Raw genomic sequence first — 18,982 nt, forward strand, 5'->3', positions numbered from 1 at the left:
AAGGTCAACTACTTCTCTTCCAGGGCCAGGTCGACCAGTGCTTCGAGATCCAGGTCCGACAGTTCCTCCGCGCCGGCCGCCTCGTCGGCCGCCGGGGCGGGGGTGTGGGTCGCGGGGGTGGTGGCGCAGGCCAGGACCTGGTCGAGGACGCCCGCGTCGCGCAGGCTGTCGATGGAGACGGTCCGCAGCAGTTCGCGGATCGCCGCGTCCTCGTCCGCCCGGTCCGGTTCGCCGGTGGCTTCGGGGCGCAGCAGGTCGCTGATGTGGTCGCTCAGTTCGCGTGGTGTCGGGTAACTGAACACGATGGTGGACGGCAGTCGAAGACCGGTGGAGGCGTTCAGGCGGTTGCAGAGTTCGACGGCGATCAGGGAGTCGGATCCGAGCCGGGTGAACGCCTCGTCGGGGTCGACCTTCGCGCCGGAGGTGTGGCCGAAGACGACGGCGACCTGGTCGCGGACCCATTCCAGGACGGCTGTCCGTGCCTGGTCGGCGGGCAGGCCGCTCAGGCGGGCGGGCAGTGCGGCCGGGCCGGTGTCCTGGGCGGTGGCGGCCCTGGTGCGGCGGGGGCGGCCGGTTTCGGCGAGGTCGCGCAGCAGGGGCGGCACCTGGGCGGTGTCCTGCTCGCGCAGGGCGGTGAGGTCCAGGTGGGCCGGGACGAGGGCCGCCGCGCCGTTGGTGCGGGCCGTGTCGAGGAGGGCCAGGGCGTCGGGGGTCGGCATGGCGGCGATGCCGGTGCGGCGCAGCCGGGAGAGGTCGGCGGCGTCGAGTTCGCCGGTCATGCCGCTGCTCTGTTCCCACCAGCCCCAGGCCAGGGAGGTGCCGGGCAGGCCGCGGGTCCTGCGGTGGGCGGCGAGGCCGTCCAGGAAGGCGTTGGCGGCGGCGTAGTTGGCCTGTCCCGCGGTGCCGAGGGTGCCGGCGAGGGCGGAGAACTGGAGGAACGCCGACAGGTGGTGGTCCTGGGTCAGTTCGTGGAGGTTGATCGCGCCGCCGGCCTTGGCGGCGAGGACGTGGTCGACGCTGTGGGCGGTCAGGGATTCGACGGTGCCGTCGGCGAGGGCGCCGGCGGCGTGCACGACGGCGGTCAGCGGGTGGCGGCCGGGCAGGGTCGTGAGCAGGTCCGCCACCGCGGCGCGGTCCCCGACGTCGACGGCGGCGACCTGGACGTGCGCTCCGGCGTCTTGGAGTTCGGCGACGAGGTCGGCGACGCCGTCGGCGGCGGGGCCGCTGCGGCTGGCGAGGAGGAGGCTGCGTACGCCGTGCCGGGTGACGAGGTGGCGGGCGACGAGGGAGCCCACTCCCCCGGTGCCGCCGGTGATCAGGACGGTGCCGCCGCCGAGGCCGTCGCCGATGTCGAGGACGAGTTTGCCGGTGTGGCGGCCCTGGCTCATCTCGCGGAAGACCGCGGGCGCGTCGTGGATGTCGCGCAGGCGGAGCGGGGGGAGTTCGATGCGGCCGTCGGCGAACAGGTCCATGACGGTGCGGAACATGTCCTGGATCGCGTCGGGTCCGGTCTCGTAGAGGTCGAAGGGCCGGTAGTGGACTCCGGGGTGGGCGGCCGCGATCTGTTCGGGGTCGCGGATGTCGGTCTTGCCCATCTCGACGAAGTGGCCGCCGCCGGGGAGCAGGGTCAGGGAGGCGTCGACGAAGGTGTGGGCGAGGGAGTTGAGGACGACGTCGACGCCGCGGCCGCCGGAGGTGTGCAGGAACTTCTCGGCGAACCGAAGGTCGCGGGAGGACGCCAGGTGGGACTCGTCGAGTCCGAGGGCCTTGAGGGCGGGCCATTTGGCGGGGCTCGCGGTGGCGTAGACCTCGGCGCCGAGGTGGCGGGCGAGCTGGACGGCGGCCATGCCGACGCCGCCGGCCGCGGCGTGGATGAGGACGCTTCGGCCCTTGGTGAGGCCGGCCACGCGGACGAGGCCGTGGTAGGCGGTGAGGAAGGTGCAGGGCACGGACGCGGCCTCGGCGTGGGTCCAGCCGTCGGGGACGGGGACGAGCAGGCGGTGGTCGGCCACGGCGGTGCGTCCGAAGGCGCCGCTGAAGATGCCGGTCACGCGGTCGCCGGGGGTGAACTCGGTGACGTCGTCGGCGACTTCGAGGACGGTGCCGGAGCCTTCGCTGCCGAGTCCGGCGTCGATGGCGGTGCGGTCCACCAGGCCCAGGGCGATGGTGACGTCGCGGAAGTTGAGTCCGGCGGCCTGGACGGCGATACGGACCTGACCTGATGTCAGGGGTGCCTGGACCTCGGGGCAGGGGATCCAGGTGAGGTTCTCCAGCGTGCCCCTGTCCTGGATGCCCAGGCGGTGGGCGCCGGCGGGCGCCGGTTGCAGGCGGTGCTCGGCGGGGCGGGCCTCGGCCAGGCGCGGGATGAGCAATGTGTCGTCGCGCAGGGCGAGTTGGTTCTCGTCGCAGGCGAGTGCGGCGGGCAGGCGGGTGAGGGAGGTGTCGGTGTCGTCGAGGTCCAGCAGCCGGAATCGGCCGGGGTGTTCGGTGGCGGCGGAGCGGATCAGGCCCCAGACGGAGGCGCCGGGCAGGCTGTCGAGGTGTTCGCCGCCTCCGGTGTCGACGGCCTGGCGGGTGAGGACCACCAGGGTGGTGGCGGCCAGGGTGTCCTCGGCGAGGAAGCGCTGGACCTGTTCCAGGACCTGTTTGCCGGCGTCGGCGACGGTGGTGAGGAGGTCGGGGCCGGGGTTCAGGAGGTCGTCCAGGGCCAGGACGAGGTGGCGTGGTGGCCGGCCCGCGAGGACCTCGTCCAGCGAGCCGTGGCGGATCGCCTGTCCGCCGTTCGCGGCGGTGATCCGGGCGGCCAGGCCGTCGGGGCGGCCGAGGACGGCCCACTCCCCCGGGCGGGTCTCGTGCCCGGCGTCGGTGACCGGGCGCCAGCGCAGTTCGTACAGCGGCTGCTGCCGGCCGGGGGCGGTGCGGACCTGTGCGGCGCTCGCGGGGCGGAAGGCGAGTGTGGCGGCGGTGGCGACCGGGCGGCCGTGTTCGTCGGCGATCTCCAGACAGACGGCGTCCTGGCCTGCCGGGGAGAGGCGGACCCGGACGGTGGGGGTGCACGTTCCGGTCAGGTGCACGCCGGACCAGGCGAAGGGCATGCGGCCCTGTTCGCCGGTGACCTCGATGATGCCGCCGGCCACGGACGCGTGCAGGACGGTGTCGAGGAGGGCCGGGTGGAGGGCGAAGGCGCCGCCGGCGGTGGGGTCGGTGGTGTCGGGGAGGGTGGCCAGGGCGAAGAGGTCCTCGCCGTGCCGCCAGACCTCGCGCAGGCCGCGGAAGAGCGGGCCGTAGTCGAATCCGGCGTCCGCGAACCGGTCGTAGAGGCCGCTGATGTCGAGCCGCTGTGCTCCGGCGGGCGGCCAGACGGCGAGCGGGCCGGTGGCGGGGGTGGCCGCCGGTGGGGTGGCGGGGGCCAGGGTCCCGCTCGCGTGGCGAATCCAGCCGCCCTGGTCGGGGGTGTCCTCGCCCGGCTGTGCGTACAGGTCGAGCGAGCGGCGTCCGCTGTCGTCGGCCGCGCCGACGACGAGGCGTATCCGCAGGTCGCCGGTGTCGGGCAGGATCAGGGGGACGGCCAGGGTGAGTTCCTCGACGGTGTCGCAGCCGGCGTGGGCGCCGGCCGACAGGGCCAGGTCCAGGCAGGCGGTCGCGGGGACGACGACGGTGTCGAACACGCTGTGGTCGGCCAGCCAGCCGTGGGTGCGCAGGGACCACAGGTCGGTGAGGACGAGCTCGCCGGTGCCGGGGTGGTCGACCACGGCGCCGAGCAGCGGGTGCGCGGGGGCGGTGAGGCCCGCGGAGGTGAGGTCGGCGGTGCCGGTCCCGGCGAGGAAGTCCAGCCAGTAGCGCTGCCGTTGGAAGGCGTAGGTGGGCAGGTCGACGGTGCGGCGGGGGCCGGTCAGGGCGGCGAGGTCCACCGGGACGCCGTGCACGTGCAGGTGGGCCAGTGCGCCGAGCAGAGCCTGCGGGGCGGGTCGGTCGCGCCGTGACGCCGGGACGACGAGGATGTCGTGCGCGCCCTCGCCGGCGAGGGCTTCCCTGGTGATGCCGGTGAGGGTCGCGCCGGGTCCCACCTCCACGAAGACGCCCGCGCCGGTGGCGCGGGCGCTGTCCACCGCGTCCCAGTAGCGCACGGGGTCGCGGACGTGGTCGGCCCAGTAGCGGGCGGAGGTCAGCTCCTGGAGCGTGGCCGGGCGGCCCAGGCGGGTGGAGACGAGGGGGATGGTCATCTCGCCGTCGGGCAGGTCGCCGAGCTCGGCCGCGAACGCGTCGAGGATCGGGTCCATCAGCGGGGAGTGGAAGGCGTGGCCGACCGGGAGGAGCTTGGCCGAGATCCCGTCGGCGGTGAGCTTCTCGCGCAGGGCGTGGATCTGGTCGCGCAGGCCGGAGACGACCACGGACTCGGGGCCGTTGACGGCGGCGACGGCGATCCGGTCGTAGCCGTCGAGGAGGGGGGCGATGTGCTGGTGCGAGGTGCGGACGGCGAGCATGGCGCCGGGTTCGGTGACCGTCTGCATGAGGCGTCCGCGGGCGGCGACCAGGCGGGTCGCGGTGTCCAGGTCCAGGACGCCGGAGACGTGGGCGGCGGCGATCTCGCCGACGGAGTGGCCGATGAGCCGGGCCGGTCTCGGGGCGTACTGGGTGAGGAGCCGGTAGAGGCTGACCTGGAGGGTGAACAGGGCGGGCTGGGCGATGTCGGTGCGGTCGGTGCCGGCGGGTTCGTCGGCGAGCAGGAGGGGCTTGAGGGGGTGGGGCAGGTGGGTGTCGAAGCGGGCGCAGATCTCGTCGAGGCTCCGCGCGAAGACGGGGTAGGTGTCGTACAGCCGGCGTGCGGCGCCCGCCCAGGGTGAGCCCTGGCCGGGGAACAGGTAGACGAGGTCGCCGGTTTCGCCGGCCGTGCCGCGTACGACGGTGGTGCTGTCCTTGTCCTGGCTCAGTGCCTGGAGGGCGTCGAGCAGTTCGTCGCGGTCGTGGCCGAGGACGACGGCGCGGTGCTCGAAGCGGGTGCGGCCGGAGAGCAGTGACCAGCCGGTGGCCAGGAGGTCGGGGTCCCTCTGGGCGGCGACGGCGTCGTGCAGGCTGCGTGCCTGGGCGCGCAGTGCCTGCCGTGAGCGGGCCGACAGCACCCAGGGCACCGGGGTGCCCTGGCAGTGGGGCGGGTGGTCCTCGTCGTCCTCGTCGTCCTCGGGGGGCGCCTGTTCCAGGATCACGTGGGCGTTGGTGCCGCTGACCCCGAACGCGGAGACGCCCGCGCGGCGGGGCCGGCCGTCGGCGGTGGTCCAGTCGCGGGCCTCGGTCAGCAGTTCCACGGATCCGGCCGACCAGTCGACGTGGGTGGAGGGGCGGTCGACGTGCAGGGTGCGGGGCAGCACACCGTGGCGCATCGCCATGAGCATCTTGATGACGCCGCCGACGCCGGCTGCGGCCTGGGTGTGGCCGATGTTCGACTTCAGCGAGCCCAGCCACAACGGGTCCTGGGTGTCGCGGTCCTGGCCGTAGGTGGCGAGCAGGGCGCCGGCTTCGATGGGGTCGCCGAGGGTGGTGCCGGTGCCGTGGGCCTCGACCGCGTCGACGTCGCCGGTGCCCAGGCGGGCGTTGGCCAGGGCGGCGCGGATCACACGCTGCTGTGCGGGGCCGCTGGGGGCGGTCAGGCCGTTGGAGGCGCCGTCCTGGTTGATGGCCGAGCCGCGGATCACGCCCCAGATCCGGCGGTTGTTGCGGCGGGCGTCGGAGAGCCGTTCCAGGACGAGCATGCCGACGCCCTCGGCGAAGCCGGTGCCGTCCGCGGCGTCCGCGAAAGCCTTGCACCGGCCGTCGACGGACAGGCCGCGCTGCTTGGACATCTCCCGGAACACCTGGGGCATCCCGACGACGGTGACGCCGCCGGCCAGGGCCAGCGTGCATTCGCCCTGCCGCAGCGACTGCACCGCCTGGTGGACGGCGACCAGGGAGGAGGAGCAGGCGGTGTCGGTGGACAGGGCCGGTCCCTCGAGGCCCAGCGCGTACGCGATGCGCCCGGAGGCCACGCTCAGCAGGGAGCCGGTCTGGGCGTAGCCCGCGATGGCCTCGGGGGTGGTGAAGTGGTTGCCGTAGCCGAAGTAGGCGAGTCCGGCGAACACTCCGGTGTCGCTGCCGTGCAGGGACTCGGGGTCGATGCCGGCCCGTTCCACGCACTCCCAGGAGGTTTCCAGCAGGAGACGCTGCTGCGGGTCGGCGGACAGGGCCTCGCGCGGGTTGATCCCGAAGAATTCGGCGTCGAAGTCACCGGCGTCGTAGAGGAATCCGCCCTTGCGGGTGTAGCAGGTGCCGGGGTGGTCGGGGTCGGGGTCGTAGAAGGTGTCGAGGTTCCAGTTGCGGTCGCCGGGGAAGTCGCCGACGACGTCCGCGCCCTGGCGTACGAGTTCCCACAGGTCCTCGGGGGAGGTGACTCCGCCCGGGTAGCGGCAGGCGGCGCCCACGACGGCGATGGGTTCGGCGGCGGTGTCGGTCAGTTCCTGAAGGCGTCTGCGGGTCTCGATCAGTTCGATCGAGGTGCGCTTGAGGTAGTCGAGCACCTCGGCGTTGTTGTCGTTTGTCATCGCTTTCTTTCCCCTAGCCGAGCTCTTTGTCGAGCAGCGCGAGAAGCTCTCCCGCCGAGGCCGCGCCGATCTGGCCGACGATGGCGGCGGGCGGGCCGTCGTCGCCCGCCGTCGGGCGGACCCGGCCCTGCAAGGTGCCGAGCAGCGTGGAAATGGTGGTCCGGTCCCGCTCCGCGAGCGTGCGCAGCGTGTCCTCGATCCGGGCGCCGAGTTCCTCGATCTCCTTGACCAGGTGATCGGCGGGTGCCGGCGGTGCGGCGGCGGGGTCCGGGGTGATGCGCGTGCCCAGGAAGCGGGCGACGGCGGTGGGGGTCGGGTGGTCGAAGACGAGGGTGGCGGGCAGTTTCAGGCCGGTGGCCGCCGCCAGTTTGTTGCGCAGTTCCAGGGCGGTGAGGGAGTCGATCCCGAGGGTCTTGAACGTCGCGGTGGGGCCGACCCGTCCGCTGTCGGCGTGGGCGAGGACCAGTGCGGTCTGGGCCCGTACGGTGTCCAGCAGCAGTGACTGTGCCTCGTCCGCCGGCAGTGACCTCAGCCGCTGTTCCAGGGGTACGTCCGCGGTCCCGGGGGCGTCGGGGCCCTCGGGTCCGGCGGTGCGGGCGAGGGTGCGCAGCAGCGGGGAGGCCATCTGGCCGGCCTGGGCGGTGCCGGTGGCCGCCAGGTTGAGCAGGGCGGGCACGAGGACCGGTTCGTCGGACCCGAGGGCGGCGTCGAAGAGGGCGAGCCCTTCGTGCGAGGAGAGCGGTCTGACGCCCTGGCGGCGCATGCGGTCGACGTCGGCCTCGCCGAGGCCGGCGCTCATGTCGCTGCGTTCGGCCCAGAAGCCCCAGCACAGGGCGGAGGCGGCGAGGCCGTGGCCGCGGCGGGTCTCGGCGAGGCCGTTGAGGAAGGCGTTGGCGGCGGCGTAGTTGGCCTGTCCGGGGGTGCCCAGGACGCTGGAGACGGAGGAGAACAGCACGAACGCGGACAGCGGGAGGTGTTCGGTCAGTTCGTGCAGGTGCCAGGCGCCGCGGACCTTGGGTGCCAGGACCGCGTCGAGACGGTCCTCGGTCAGGGCCTGGACGATGCCGTCGTCCAGGACGCCGGCGCAGTGGACGACCGCGGTCAGCGGGTGCTCGGCGGGGACGGCGGCGATCAGGTCGGCGACGGCGTCGCGGCTGGTGACGTCGCAGGCCACGATGTCGGTGTGGGCGCCGGCCGCGGCCAGCTCCGCGCGCAGTGCGGTGGCGGCGGGGGCGTCGGGGCCGCGCCTGCTGGTCAGCAGCAGGCGGCGTACTCCGTGGTGTTCGGCGAGGTGGCGGGCCAGGATCGCGCCGAGGCCGCTGGTGCCGCCGGTGATCAGGACGGTGCCGGAGCCGAGGCCGGCCGGCTGCGGTGTCCTGTCGCGGGACGGTGCGGGGTTCGCGTGGGCCAGGCGGGGGGTGCTGACGTGGCCGGCCCGGATCTTGAGCTGGGCTTCGCCGGTCGCGGCGGCCGCCGGGAGGAGGGCCAGGGACTCGGGGCGGCCGTCGGTGTCGATCAGGGTGAAGCGCTGCGGGTTCTCGGACTGTGCGGTGCGTACGAAGCCCCAGACCGCGGTGGCGGCGGGGTCGGCGTGGGCGACCTGGTCGTCGTGGAAGGCGTCGCGGGTCACCAGGACCAGGCGGGAGGCGGCGAACCGTTCGTCGGCGAGCCAGTCCTGTGTCCAGCGCAGTACCCGGTGCAGGTGGTGTTCGGCGGTGGCGGGTGTGCCGGTGCCAGGGGTGCCGGTCTCGTCGAGGCGGGCGATGACGACGGGGGGTGCCTGCGCGGCGGACGCGGCGAGTTCGGCGAGGCCGGTGCGGGCCGGTCCGTCGGCTGTCAGCTGGGTGCAGTGGCCGGCCGGCGGTCCGGGGGGAACGGGCACGGGGGCCCATTGCACCTGGTAGAGGGCGTCGTGGTGGTCGAAGCCCAGTGCGGCGAGTTGGCCGGCGTCCGCGGGGCGCAGGCTCAGCGAGGCGATGGCGCCGAGCGGTGTCCCGCTGTCGTCCGCGAGGGTGACGGACACGGTGTCCTCCCCGGCGGGGGCCAGGCGTACGCGCAGGGCGGCCGGGCGGGCGGAGCCCAGGCGCAGTCCGGTGCAGTGGTGGGGCAGCAGGCCCTGGGTCCGGGGGGTGCCGGTGGGTCCGGTCAGGGCGGCCGGCAGGAGTGCGGCGGTCAGCAGGGCCGGGTGGATGGCGTAGCGGCTGTGGTCGCCGCCGTCGGGTGCGGGCAGTTCGGCCTCGGCGAACAGGGTGTCGCCCTTGCGCCACAGTGCCCGGGTGCCGCGCAGCAGGGGGCCGTGGGTGAGGCCGAGGGCCGAGAGGGCGGTGTGCTGGTCGTCGAGGGGCACCGGGGTGGCGCCCGGGGGCGGCCATGCGGTGAGGGCGTCAGGGGCGGGGGCCGGTGCGGTGCCGGGTGCGACGGTTCCGGTGGCGTTGCGGGTCCAGGGGCCGTCGCCGTCGGCGCGGGAGTGGATGCTGATCGCGCCCGTGCCGTCGGCCAGGACGCGGATCTCGCGTTCGGTGGTGCGGGAGAGGACCAGCGGGGTTTCCAGGGTGAGTTCGCCGACGGTGTCGTGGCCGGTGCGGTGGGCCGCCCAGGCCGCGAGGTCGGCCAGGGCCGCCCAGGGCACCAGGACGGTGCCGTGGACGACGTGGTCGGCGAGCCAGGGGTGGCGCTCGGGTGACAGGCGTCCGCCGCCCACCACTCCCCCGCGGCCGCCGTCGCCGTCGCCGGGCAGGTCGATCACGGTGTCGAGCAGCGGGTGGTCCGACGTGCTCGCGGCGGTGGTCTCGGCGGGGGTGTCCAGCCAGTAGCGCCGGCGCTGGAAGGCGTACGTGGGCAGTTCGGCGTACGGTCCGTCCGTGTCCGGGAAGGCCGCGTCCCAGGTGACGGCGGTGCCGGCGACGAAGGCCTCGGCGGCGGACCGGTAGAGGCGGTCGAGGCCGCCCTCGTCGCGGCGCAGGGAACCCACGACGTGTCCGGTGGCGCCGGGGGTGGCGTCGAACATCTCCTGGACGGTCATCACGAGCAGCGGGTGGGGGCTGAGTTCGACGACGGTGCTGTCGGGCTCCGCCTCGACCAGGCGTCCCATGGCGGCGGCGAACTGCACCGGGCGGCGCAGGTTGCGGTACCAGTAGCCGGTGTCCAGGTCGAGGGGGTCGATCGGGTGGCCGGTGACGGTGGAGTAGATCGTCACCGGGGTGGGCCGGGGGGTGACGGGGCCGAGTTCCTGCTGGAGGCGGCCGTCGAAGCGGTCCATCAGCGGTGAGTGGCCGGGGACGCTGGACTTGATGAGCCGGGCGCGGGCGCCTTCGGCCTGGCAGGCGGTGACCAGTTCCCGGACGGCGGCGCTCTCGCCGGAGACGGTGGTGGAGTTGGGTCCGTTCACGGCGGCGATGGCGATGCGGGACTCCTGGCCGGCGATCAGCCGCTGTACGCGGTCCTCGGGCAGCAGGATGCCGGCCATGCTGCCCTGCCCGGTGACCGTGGCCAGCAGGCGGGAGCGCAGGGCCACGATCCTGGCGGCGTCCTCGAGGGTCAGGGCGCCGGCGACGTAGGCGGCGGCGATCTCGCCCTGGGAGTGGCCGATGACCACGTCGGGGGTGACCCCGAGCGAGCGCCACACCTGTGCGAGCGCCACCATCACCGCGAACAGCACCGGCTGGACGACGTCGATGTCCTCCAGGTCGGCCGACGCGGGTCCGCCGCACACGGTGTCGATCAGCGACCAGGACACCCATGGTTCGAGCGCCTTGGCGCAGGCGTGCAGTTCGGCGGCGAAGACGGGCGAGGTGTCCATGAGTTCGCGGCCCATCGCGATCCACTGGGCGCCCTGGCCGGGGAAGACGAAGACGGTCCTGCCGGCCGGTGCGGCGAGGCCGGAGACCGCGCCGGAGGCGGTCTCCTGTCCCGCGGCGACGTCGGCGAGGCGGGTGAGGAGTTCGTCCCGGCCGGCGCCGATGACGACCTGGCGGTGTTCGAACAGGGACCGGGTGCGTGCCAGCGCGTGTCCCACGTCCGCGGCCGTCAGTCCGGCGTCGGCGGCGACGTGCTCGCGCAGGCGTGCCGCCTGCTCGCGCAGGGCCTGTTCCGAGCGGGCCGAGAGCACCCAGGGAACGGCCGGTCCGGTGGCGGGCCGCGCGGTGTCCGGGGCCGAGGAGCGGTCCGGCTCCGCGGCTGCGGCGGCGGGGGCCTGTTCGAGGATCAGGTGGGCGTTGGTGCCGCTGATGCCGAAGGAGGAGACGCCCGCGCGGCGGGGCCGGCCGTCGGCGGTGGTCCAGTCGCGGGCCTCGGTCAGCAGTTCCACGGCTCCGGCCGACCAGTCGACGTGGGTGGAGGGGCGGTCGACGTGCAGGGTGCGGGGCAGCACGCCGTGGCGCATCGCCATGAGCATCTTGATGACGCCGCCGACGCCGGCTGCGGCCTGGGTGTGGCCGATGTTCGACTTCAGCGAGCCGAGCCACAAGGGGTCCTGGGTGTCGTGGTCCTGGCCGTAGGTGGCGAGCAGGGCCTCGGCCTCCATGGGGTCGCCGAGCCGGGTGCCGGTGCCGTGGGCCTCGACCGCGTCGACGTCGGCGGCCGAGAGTCCGGCGTCGGCCAGGGCGGCCCGGATGACCCGCTGCTGTGCCAGGGTGTTCGGCGCGGTCAGGCCGTTGGAGGCGCCGTCCTGGTTGATGGCCGAGCCGCGGATCACGCCCCAGATCCGGCGTCCGTTGCGGCGGGCGTCGGAGAGGCGTTCCAGGACCAGGACGCCGGCGCCCTCGGAGAAGCCGGTGCCGTCCGCCGCGTCCGCGAAGGCCTTGCAGCGGCCGTCCTCCGACAGGCCCCGCTGCCGGGCGAGTTCCACGAACATCCCCGGGGACGGCAGCGCCGAGACGCCGCCGGCCAGCGCGAGCGTGCACTCCCCCGACCGCAGGGACCGTACGGCCTGGTGGACGGCGACCAGGGAGGCGGAGCAGGCGGTGTCGGTGGAGACGGCCGGGCCCTCCAGGCCAAGGACGTAGGCGACGCGGCCGGAGGCCACGCTGAGGTAGGTGCCGGTGAGCCGGAAGCCCTCCACCTCGCCGGCCGCGGCGCCGCCGACCCGGGGGCCGTAGTCGACGCCGTACAGGCCGGTGAACACGCCGGTCGCCGAGCCCCGCAGAGCGGCCGGGTCGATGCCCGCCCGTTCCAGGGCCTCCCACGTCGTCTCCAGCATCAGCCGCTGCTGCGGGTCCGTGGCCAGTGCCTCGCGCGGGCTGATGCCGAAGAACTCCGCGTCGAAGTCGGGGAGTTCGGGCAGGAAGCCGCCGGTGCGGGTGTAGGTCCTGCCGTGTGCGGCGGGGTCGGGGTCGTAGAGCGCCTCCAGGTCCCAGCCGCGGTCGGCGGGGAAGTCGCCCATGGCGTCCACCTCGCCGGACACGAGGTGCCACAGGTCTTCGGGTGAGGTCACCCCGCCCGGGAAGCGACACCCCACCCCGACGACGGCGATGGGCTCGCGCGCCGACTCCTCCAGCTCGCGCACCCGCTCGCGCAGTTCCTGCGCGTCGCCGACGGCACGTCGCAAGTAGGAGCGGAGCTTGTCGACTTCCTCCACCAGGGGCCTCCCTCAACGGTTGATTGGAAGAACGGGTGCGGCTGGGCGTGGCCGCTACAGGTATCCGCGGTCGATCAGGGCGTAGAGATCGTCGTCACTGCTCTCGTCCAGGACCGGCTTCTCCACCGGCTCCACCGGCTCCGCGGGGGCGGGGGCGGGGGCGGGTGGCTCCAGGAGGGCGAAGAGGCGGTCGGCGAGGGCCTGCGGCGTGGGGTAGCTGAAGGCGACGGTGGCCGGGAGCCGTACTCCGGCCGCCGTGTTGAGCCGGTTGCGCAGCTCCACCGCCGTCGAGGAGTCGAAGCCCAGGGCCTTGAAGGTCTCGCCCGCCCGGGTCTGGAGCTCGGCGGGTGTCAGTGTCAGGCCCTTGGCGGTCAGCAGGGCGGCGGTCTCGGCGCACACCAGGGCGCGGGCGGCCGACGGCGAGTCGGGGCCGGCGGTACGTGTGTCCGTGCCGTTTTCCGGTGCGGTGGGTGTGTCCGGGCCGGCGGGGGCGGTCAGCCAGTGGCGCCGGCGCTGGAAGGGGTAGGTCGGCAGGCCGGTCCGGCGGGTGGGGGCGGGGGTGAGGGCCGCCGTCCAGTCCACCGGGACACCGCGTACGTGGAGTTCGGCCAGTGACGCCAGGACCTTGCCGGCGCTGCCGTCGTGGCGGCTGAGGGTGCCCACCACCGCGGGTGGGGCGGCCAGCGCCTCGGCGGCCTCCTCCATCGCCACCTGGAGCACGGGGTGCGGGCTGATCTCCACGTACACGCCGCCGCGTTCGCGCATCAGGTTCCCGATGACCTCGCCGAAGCGGACGGTCGAGCGCAGGTTGGCGTACCAGTAGTCGGCGTCGAGTGTGCGGGTGTCCAGCGGGGCGGCGGTGACGGTGGAGTGGAACTCCACGGCCGTCTCCCGGGGGGTGATGCCGGCGGCGGCCGCGAGGACCTGCTCGCGGATGCGTTCGACGTGGTGGGAGTGGGAGGCGTACTCGATCCTGACGCGGCGGACCCGGACGCCGTCCTCGGCGGCCCGGGCGGCGAACTCCTCCAGGGCCTGGAGGTCTCCGGCGATCACCACGGAGGCCGGTCCGTTGACGGCGGCCACGGACAGCCGTCCCGGCCAGTGTGCGAGGCGTTCCTCGACCCGGGCCAGGGGGGCGGCGACGGCGTTCAGTCCGCCGAGGCCGGCCAGTTCGGTCAGTGCCCGGCTGCGCAGGGCGACGATCCGGGCCGCGTCGTCCAGGCCGAGCGCGCCGGCCGCGCAGGCCGCGGCGATCTCTCCCTGGGAGTGTCCTACCACCACGTCGGGGACCACGCCGAGCGAGCGCCACAGTGCGGCGAGGGAGACCATCATCGCGAACAGCGCGGGCTGGACGACGGCGTCGCCGCGCTCCAGCGACGGTGCCGTGTCCGCTCCGGTCACCAGGTCCAGCAGGGACCAGTCGAGCCAGGGGTCGAGGGCTTTCGCGCAGGCGTCGACGGAGCGGGCGAAGACCGGGGACTCGGCGTACAGGCGCCGGCCCATGCCCGGCCACTGCGATCCCTGGCCGGGGAAGACGAAGACGACGGGTCCTGCGGGCCGGGTGGCGGTGCCGCGCACGGCGCGGGCCGCGGAGCCGCCGGCCGCGAGCGTGCTGAGGCCGGCCAGTGCCTGGTCGCGGTCGTCGGCCAGGACGACGGCGCGGTGCTCGAACGGCGTGCGGGTGGTGGCGAGCGCGTGGCCGATCCCGGGGAGCGGCAGGGAGGGGTCGGCGGTGACGAGGTCGTGCAGGCGCTCGGCCTGCTCGCGCAGGGCCTGTTCGGAGCGGGCGGACAGGATCCAGGGCACGGTCGCCCCGGCGGCGGTGGCCGGGGTCGTGTCCTGGCGCGTGGTGGGGGGTTCGTCGTGCGGGGCGGGGGCCTGTTCGAGGACGACGTGGGCGTTGGTGCCGCCCATGCCGATCGAGGTGACTCCCGCTCGGCGCGGCCGGCCGGGGACGGCGGGCCAGGGCCGCGCGGCGCGCGGGACGTCGAAGTCGTCGTGGAAGCCGGGGACGGCGGGGGTGGTGAAGCCGGGGGTGGGGACCAGGTGGGCGCGGTCGAGGCAGAGCGCGGCCTTCACGAAGCCGGTGATGCCCGCGGCCGGTTCCAGGTGGCCGACGTTGGCCTTCACCGAGCCGACGGTCAGCGGGCGGCCGCGGCCGCTGGTGCGCAGCACCTCCCGCAGGCCCGCCAGTTCGGCGGGGTCGCCGAGCCGGGTGCCGGTGCCGTGGGCCTCGACGTAGTCGATGTCGTCGAAGCCGATGCCCGCGCGGTCCAGGGCGGAGCGTACGGCCGTCGCCTGCCCGGCGGGGCTGGGGTCGGGCATCCGGGAGGAGGCGCCGGCGCTGTTGACGCCCCAGCCGCGGACCACCGCGTAGACGTGGTCGCCGTCGGCGACGGCGAGGTCGAGGCGCTTGAGGACGACGAACGCGCCGCCCTCGCCGCGGATGAAGCCGTTGGCCCGGGCGTCGAAGGGGTAGCAGCGGCCGTCGGGCGAGAGCGCGCCCAGGTTCGCCAGGCCCGCTCCGGCCTCGGGGTCGACGATCAGGTGGACGCCGCCGGCGATCGCCGTGTCCACGGCGCCGGCGCGGATGCGGTCGCACGTCAGGGCCAGTGACACCAGGGAGGAGGACTGGCCCGAGTCGGCGCACAGGCTCAGGCCGCGGACGTCGAACAGGTGCGAGATCCGGTTCGCGATCAGCGCGCCGCTGGAGCCGAGTGCCGCCCAGTGGTCGTCGCGGTCGCTGCCGGTGCTCCTGCGCAGCAGGTCGTAGCCGGAGGGTGCGGCGCCGACGACGACGTCGACCTCGCGGCCGGCCAGGGCGCTCGCGGGCAGGCCGGCGTCCTCGACGGCCTCCCAGGCGAGTTCCAGGCCCAGGCGCTGCACGGGGTCCATGGCCGCGGCCTCGCCGGGGGCGGTGTCGAAGAAGGCGGCGTCGAAGCCGTCGACGGTCTCCAGGAAGGAGCCGGAGCCCAGGGTGGCGGCGTCCGGGTGGGACGGGTACGCCGACCGGGCGTCGGCGGCCCGCTGCCCGGGGAACGTGCCGATGGTCGACCGGCCCTCGCGCAGCAGGTCCCAGAACTCGGCCACGCCGTGCACCCCGGGGAAGCGGCACGACATCCCGATCACGGCAACATCGGTGGCTGCGCCACTCATGAGTGTTCCTTCCGGTTCCTTCGGTGTACGGCGGGCACGAGCGGCGTCACGGGGCTCAGGGCCGCCGGGCTACGGGGTTCACAGCCGCGGGGCTACGGGGTTCACGCGGGCGGGGCTACGGGGTTCACGCGGGCGGTGTCGCGGGCTCAGAGCCAGCGGGTCAGCAGCTTCGACAGTTCGTCGGGGGCGTTCATGAAGTCGTAGTGGCCGCCGCCGACCACCCGGAACTCGACGGAGTCGGCGTACCGGCGCCAGCCGTCCAGATCGGCCAGGGTCACGTCCTGGTCGTCCTGCCAGTGCACGACGACGACGGGGCAGTCGACCGGGACCGGTGTCTCGCGCCGGTACTTCTTGGCGGCCGCGTGGTCGCGGAGCAGGACCATGAGGCCCAGGTCGATCATGTCGGGGCGCGGTTCGATGCCCCGGCCGCGGACGAACGCCTCGACCTCGTCGCGCAGTTGGTCCTCGGTCAGGGTGAGCATCCGGTCGCGTGCGGCGTCGTGCGGGGCGGGCTGGCCGGAGACGAACAGGCAGTCCGGTGTGGGCAGCCCGGCCTCGGCGAGCCTGAGGACGGTCTCGTAGGCGGGCAGGGCGCCCGCGCAGTGCGCGAAGAACGCGAACGGCCGGTCGAGCAGCGGGGTGAGGGGTTCGATCAGGTCGGCGGCGAGGTTCTCGTAGGTGCCGTAGTGGGGGTGGCCGAGCCGGTTCTCTCGGCCGGGGAACTGCACCGGGCAGACCTCGATGTCCTCCAGTGCGGCCGGCCAGGCGCTGAAGGCGGAGGCGCCCGATCCGGAGAAGGGGAAGCAGAAGAGCCGGGCCGGGTGGTCGGTGGTGGGCGGCCGGACGAACCACGGCGACGGGGCGGGTGCGGGGCCGGTTGTCATGGTGTCTTTCGTTTCTGCGTGACGATGGGCAGGTGGGTCATCCCGGCGATGAAGTAGGACCGCAGGTGCTGTGGTTCACCGGCGAGTTCGATCGGCCCGCAGTGCTGGAGCAGTTCCTCGAAGAAGATCCGCAGGGTCAGCCGGGCCAGCGGGGCGCCGATGCAGAAGTGCGGGCCGAACCCGAAGGCGACGTGCCGTTTGGCGTTGGCGCGGGTGAGGTCGAAGGTGTGCGGGTCGGGGAACAGGGAGGCGTCCCGGTTGGCCGAGCCGATCCAGGCGACGACCGCGGCGCGGGCCGGGATGGTGCCGCCGGCGATGGGGATGTCGTCCACGGCGTAGCGCATGAAGTTGCAGGCGGCCGAGGTCCAGCGCAGCCCTTCCTCGACCAGGTTCGGGATGAGGGTGGGGTCGGCCTGTGCCTTGTCGAACTGTTCGGGCCGTTCGACGAGGGCCTGCACGGTGCCGGAGACGGTGTGCGGTGTGGTGACGTTGGCGCCGAGCAGGATGCTGTAGCCGTCGAGGGCGATCTCCTCGTCGCTGAGCGGGGCGCCGCCGGCGCTGACGCCCATGAGGTGGGCGAGCAGGGTGTCGTCCTCGCCGCCCGCCGCGCGGCGCCGTTTGACCCACTCGGTGACGTAGTTGACCAGTTCGTGGTGGGAGATGGCCAGGGTGGCGGCCTCGTGGCCGACCATGAAGTGCGGGTCGGAGGGGGCGGTCACCATCGCGGTGAGCTGGACGAGTTCCTCCCAGTCCTTGGCCGGGATGCCCAGGAGCGGGCCGGTGACCATGGCCGGCAGGAGCAGGGCGCGTTCGGCGAGGTCGAAGGTCTCGCCGTCCAGGGCCGGCTCCAGGAAGCGCCGGATCGTCCCGCGGATGGAGTCCTCCCAGGACTTCACGGCGCGGGCGGTGAGCGGGGCGCCGAGCGGGCGGCGGACCTCGGTGTGCCGGGGCGGGTCGGTGGAGGTGAGCAGTCTGCCCGCGGCGGGGTCGTCGATGCCGACGTGGGTGGGGGTCGTGCCGCGTTCGGAGGTGAACTCGCGGTGGTCGCCGAGCACGCGGCAGACGTCCTCGTGCCGGGTCACCGACCAGAACTCCCGCCCGTCGGGCAGCACTTGGTGGTGCAGCGGCGCCTTGTCCCGCATCACGTCCCAGACCGGGTGCGGATCGCCCGAGGTGTACAGGTCCAGGTCGAACAGGTCGACGCGGTCGAGGTCGACGTCGTACGCGGGACCCGGCGTCAGCCTCACGTCCTGGTCCTCGCCCGCTCGATCAGTTCGGCGACCCGGGTGGGGGTCTGCGCCAGGTAGAAGTCGCGGACGGACAGCTGGACGCCGTAGTCCTTCGCCACCTGCTCGATGATTTTGATTCCGGTGAGCGAATTGCCGCCCAGGACGAAGAAGTCGTCCTGCGGGCCGACTTCGCGGTCGCCGAAGTGCGCCGCCCACAGTGCGGAGACCTCCCCGACGAGCGATTCCGGGGCACCGAGGGACGCGGCCTCTCCTTCCGGTGTCCCGTCCTGTCCGTCCTGCTGGTCGATCACCTTCGGCGAAGATTTCATTTCCAGCCTTTCCTTCCTGTGTCGAACGGGAATTCCCGGGTGCCTGAAGTCACCGCGCTGCCACGGTAGATGGCGGGGGAAACGCCGGGCAAGAGATGACAGGGCGGGCGGCCCGGGCAGGAGCCGGCTGTCCTGCCGACGGGACGGCACGGCGGGTCCGGGCCCTGGCCGGAGCGTTCGGCGGAGAAAGGCCGGGGCCGTCCCCATCGCTCGACTCCGGTGCTCCGGTGCTTCGTTGCCTTGCGCAACTCGGAAGAATTATGGTGACGATCGGGTGGAACGCCCAGCGTTTTCCGGGCGCCTCGGACCATCATGTGCTGGAGGAGATTTCCTTGCTGAAGTCGGAACGGCTCGCGGTACTGCCCATCGATTCGTACGACCTGGGCCCGGAACTGTCCATCGTGGACGAGCACGAATACGGCGGTGAATACGACACGTTCACCTTCGGTTCCTGGTCGTCCCATGTACTGGCCAACGGCAGCGGCGCGGATTCCGATGTCGCTTTCCGCCCGCACGAGGGCAGCCTTTCCCTGACGGAACTGGGAAAGCGGCTGCCGACCATCATGTCCCTGGTGGCCGCGCATTTCCCGCTGGACCGTCTCCAGTGGGTGCGGATCTTCGCGCTGCGCGAGGGGATCATCGCCCCGCACGTGGACTTCCTGGAGTGGGCGAAGCCGGGGCTGCGGGTGCAGGTCCCGCTGCGCACCAGCGAGGAGTCCCTCCACTCCGAGAACGACACCGTCTACCACATACGCCGCGGCGAGGTGTGGAAGATCCACTCGACCGACCCGCACTCCGCGCGCAGCACCGCCACGACGGCCCGGCTCTCGCTGTGCCTGGACTTCGCGGAGTCCGAGGAGCCGCTGGCGATCCGGGGCGACGTCCCCGCCACACAGCCGGTGCTGCTGCCCGAGCGGCCCGAGGTGGGCGCGGCGGAGCTGGAGGAACTCATCGACTCCGGCCGCCACTTCACCCCGGAGACGATGCGGGCGGCGTTCCGTCCGTTCGCCGCGCTCCACTTCGAGCGGCGTGCGCACGCCACCGCGGCGTTCGACTGGTATCTGGAGGCCGCGCGGCGCACCGGCGACGAGGACATGGTCGCCAAGGCGCAGGCGTTCCGCAGGTACTGCATCGAGAAGCGGGGCGACGGCGAGGCCTTCGTCTGGTGAGAACGCGGCCCCTGGCACGGGCGGCGGGCCGGGATCCGGGGCGGTGCCCCTGGATCCCGGCCCGTCGC

At 73.8% G+C, this 18,982-nt stretch carries 6 protein-coding genes and 1 pseudogene; 1 reads left to right on the plus strand and 6 read right to left on the minus strand.

The window, feature by feature from the left end; genetic code table 11:
• Positions 1-8: 8 nt before the first annotated feature.
• The 6 genes and pseudogenes from ACFWI4_RS31835 to ACFWI4_RS31860 all read right to left on the minus strand — a co-directional run bounded on the left by ACFWI4_RS31835 (position 9) and on the right by ACFWI4_RS31860 (position 17,745).
• Positions 9-6,572, minus strand: a complete 6,564-nt coding sequence (locus tag ACFWI4_RS31835) for a type I polyketide synthase (RefSeq protein WP_387203328.1) — start codon at positions 6,570-6,572, stop codon at positions 9-11.
• A 13-nt stretch (positions 6,573-6,585) separates the two neighbouring features.
• A pseudogene (locus tag ACFWI4_RS31840) lies at positions 6,586-12,123 on the minus strand (type I polyketide synthase); the annotation flags it as partial.
• A gap of 78 nt (positions 12,124-12,201) precedes the next feature.
• Positions 12,202-15,303, minus strand: coding sequence for a type I polyketide synthase (locus ACFWI4_RS31845; protein WP_387203331.1), 3,102 nt, complete (start codon positions 15,301-15,303; stop codon positions 12,202-12,204).
• Positions 15,304-15,449: 146 nt separating this feature from the next.
• Positions 15,450-16,187, minus strand: coding sequence for a thioesterase II family protein (locus tag ACFWI4_RS31850; RefSeq protein ID WP_385392292.1), 738 nt, complete (start codon positions 16,185-16,187; stop codon positions 15,450-15,452).
• Positions 16,184-17,434 carry a cytochrome P450 gene (locus ACFWI4_RS31855; RefSeq protein WP_387203334.1) on the minus strand — a complete coding sequence of 417 codons (1,251 nt, stop codon included), beginning with the start codon at positions 17,432-17,434 and terminating at the stop codon, positions 16,184-16,186. Before ACFWI4_RS31855 ends, ACFWI4_RS31850 begins: the two co-directional genes overlap by 4 nt.
• The gene (locus ACFWI4_RS31860; RefSeq protein ID WP_385392286.1) at positions 17,431-17,745 is read right to left on the minus strand and encodes a phosphopantetheine-binding protein; all 315 of its coding nucleotides are present in this window, start codon (positions 17,743-17,745) and stop codon (positions 17,431-17,433) included. Before ACFWI4_RS31860 ends, ACFWI4_RS31855 begins: the two co-directional genes overlap by 4 nt.
• Before the next feature lie 260 nt (positions 17,746-18,005).
• Between ACFWI4_RS31860 and ACFWI4_RS31865 the strand changes: the two genes are divergently transcribed.
• Positions 18,006-18,914, plus strand: a complete 909-nt coding sequence (locus ACFWI4_RS31865) for a putative nonproteinogenic amino acid hydroxylase (protein WP_387203337.1) — start codon at positions 18,006-18,008, stop codon at positions 18,912-18,914.
• Positions 18,915-18,982: the final 68 nt, after the last annotated feature.

The organism is Streptomyces sp. NPDC127038 (genome assembly GCF_042725875.1).
Classification (GTDB): domain Bacteria; phylum Actinomycetota; class Actinomycetes; order Streptomycetales; family Streptomycetaceae; genus Streptomyces.